A 2,917-nucleotide genomic window follows, 5' to 3' on the forward strand; every position below is an offset into this window, starting at 1 on the left:
AATTAAGTGTGAGTGTCCCCTCCAGTAATGTCAACATAACCTTTTTACCGTTTCCTTAACTAGAAATTTTTATAGTTCCATATTGGTAACCATTGGACCAGAAATAGGTTCCATTAGTAGCATTAAACTGCATGGACTGGTCGACTGCGGAATAGTTGAACCCTGTGATGGCTAAAACTGCTCCCCATGCCATCATGGCTCTTGCATAGTGATTACCAAATTCTGCTTCATTAAATGGGTTTCTTTTCTTTCCATCGTATCTGTTTCGCACATCTTGCATAGTTCTGAGACCAATATCATCTTGATTTTCATAGAGCATATTGACTGCAGCCGTATACTCAAACCCGGTCATTACTTCAGTGAAATACGGAAAAGGTTTCTCGGGTCTTTCAGCCGGATAGCCTGCCATTAAGAGTGCCGATTCATTGCCCAAAGCATAGGATCGCATAAAATTTGCATGTTTCGACAGGTCTCCTCTTCGGTTATATTTTACTATCGCCTTATTAGCCTTTCTAATATTTTCTTTGTTTGCTAAATAGCCTAATCCCATACTATGTGCCATGACTTGACCTACGAATTGGTCTACTAATACTCCTTTACCTAATTGATAATCTGGACTCGACAATTGCTCTGCTCCTTTACCATGCATCAACCCAGGCGCAATGTTTTCGGCGACCATCGGAGGCTCTATAATTTGTTCGTAGTACTCCCCGTTGAACAATTTGTCATCCATAAATTCAGAACCTTGTTTGTAGAGTAGCTTACAAAATTTAGCGAATTTTTTTTCGCCTAAATAGTTTGCCATTTCTTCAGTCGCCTTAAGTGCTCCTAAATACCAAAAACCCATCTGTGGATTAGGACCAAAATATTCCACATCCATTGTATTATGTTGCGCACCTTCCATAACGCCATCTTTATTGGCATCCCAACCACCTTTTATCCAACAAAACTCTAATGCCTTTTTAGCCATCGACCAATGCTTTTTAAGAAATTTATCATCTCCCGAAAGTTGCCATTCGCGATAAAATTTCATGATAGCCCCCATCTGTCCATCTGCTGCAGCTTGATCCCATTTTTGAGCTAAATTTAAAGGTAAATATGCCCTAAAACTCATTAATCCATTATCAGCAGTGGCGTATCCCAGTTCAACATCTCTCATAGTTTTGGCTAATTCACCAAATAAGAAAGGAGTCACCTGTTCATAGTTCCAAACGTGATTGCACGAACCGAATCCGGCACCTCTTTTTTCAAAGGTTCCTTCCCAACCTAAAAGATGACCTGTAGCTGTACGAAAGGCTAATTGTGTGCGCAAGTGAGCCAGGTTAAAAAGAGCTGCTTCCTTTACAACTTCTGGCATATCAGATTCTATAAATGCCTTGATAAAGGTTTTCGTTTTATTTTCTAATTCTTCTAACTGTGGTATTGTTTTAACGACCACATCCCAAGAATCTTCATATTTACTAGCGTAATAATTTCCAACCATACCAGGTATATACTTATGAAACCCTGGCTTTACCCAAGTCGTGCGATTGGGAAAATGCCAAGTTATCAAAAACCGTAGTTCTTTTGTTTCACCAACGGCCAAATCGGTCTTTGTAGCTAATGACCCCATGGGAGCATCAGCACCATAATCTGACCGGTTCTCCAACAAACCATCTGCACCAAAATCATCCCAAAAGTCAAGTGTGGTATCTCCCCACTTTATGGGCGACCAATTGGTACGGTATGTGGTGTTTCCTTTGTTAAGTGAAATCAAACTAAATGTACCCCATTGTGGACTTTTTAAATCAATACTATCAGAAGAGTAATGAAGCCCTTTAATACCATTTTCTTCCCGGTAGGAAATTATATTTTTTTTAGGGTTTCCCTCATATCCATTTGTTCCTATAAAATTTGGAATGTTACCAGCAATTGAAATAACCATGGGTTTATCTGAAGTATTTTTAACAGTATAACTTAGAACTGCCATTGGAATACTGCTATTATCTGTATCTCCAGGGATGAGTGGATTAAATGCTCCTACAGTCACTTCAACTGGCAATTTTTCGTCTTTCAATGTAACCTGACCAAAAGGATAGGCTGTTTGAAAAACTGATGTGTCAAACCTTGGTAACCCATGATTTGATCCAATGGCTCCATTACTTCCTACAAAGTCCAAATCTGATAGGGGCCCCTCTAAAACTACAATTTCTTTATTATCGTTGCTGTTTATATAAATGGCAAAAAACGGAAAACGGTTTACAGGTAAACCCTTAAAAAAATATGGATTAAAACCTTTGGCAGGTCGATTCATAATCTCCCAATCCTGCAGCCCCCCACGACCATTTAATGAAATAGTACCTGTACCGATACCCCCAACTGGCATGGCGATACGTTTTGTGTATTCTCCTTCATAAGTTTTTAATACTGGCCACTCATTTTGTTGAGCAGAAATACTAACTCCAACAAACAACATACATAATACTCTAAAACAATTAATAATGAAACTTTTCATAGCTACCTTTACTTTATTAAAATTTACCTTATTTTTCAACATGTCATGTTGTTTTCGTTTTTCTATAATTGGACTCATTTAGCGTGAAAACGCTAATAAATAACATTTACTTTTCATCGCTTTCGCTTTTCATAATTTCACTTCCCCACCAATCTTCATTGGGTTGCCATGTTGAGTCGAGCATGGCTTTACGCTGTTTTTCCAATCGCGGCATCAGCTTGTTTCTATGATTAACAAGCCTTTGATTCCACGCAGTTTCGTCCCATAAAGGATCGACTTCAGCGTACTGAGTATTCATTTCCTTAAGCCAAGTCAATAGCTTGTTTCTCATTTCATGAGCCAAATCTTCATGTTTACTGGATAAATCATTTGTTTCAGATATATCCGACTGAAGATTATATAATTCAACATGATGATCTTCCC

General features: G+C 38.4%; 2 protein-coding genes. Both read right to left on the reverse strand.

The features are described from left to right. Positions 1-55: 55 nt before the first annotated feature. Positions 56-2,572, reverse strand: coding sequence for a GH116 family glycosyl-hydrolase (locus ACSHXM_RS21475; protein ID WP_435692413.1), 2,517 nt, complete (start codon positions 2,570-2,572; stop codon positions 56-58). 28 nt (positions 2,573-2,600) lie between these two features. Next, the coding region (locus ACSHXM_RS21480) for a hypothetical protein (RefSeq protein WP_435692415.1) at positions 2,601-2,917 on the reverse strand (317 nt) is incomplete at its 5' end.

This window comes from Paraglaciecola sp. (genome assembly GCF_051252315.1).
In the GTDB taxonomy this organism is placed as follows: domain Bacteria; phylum Pseudomonadota; class Gammaproteobacteria; order Enterobacterales; family Alteromonadaceae; genus Paraglaciecola.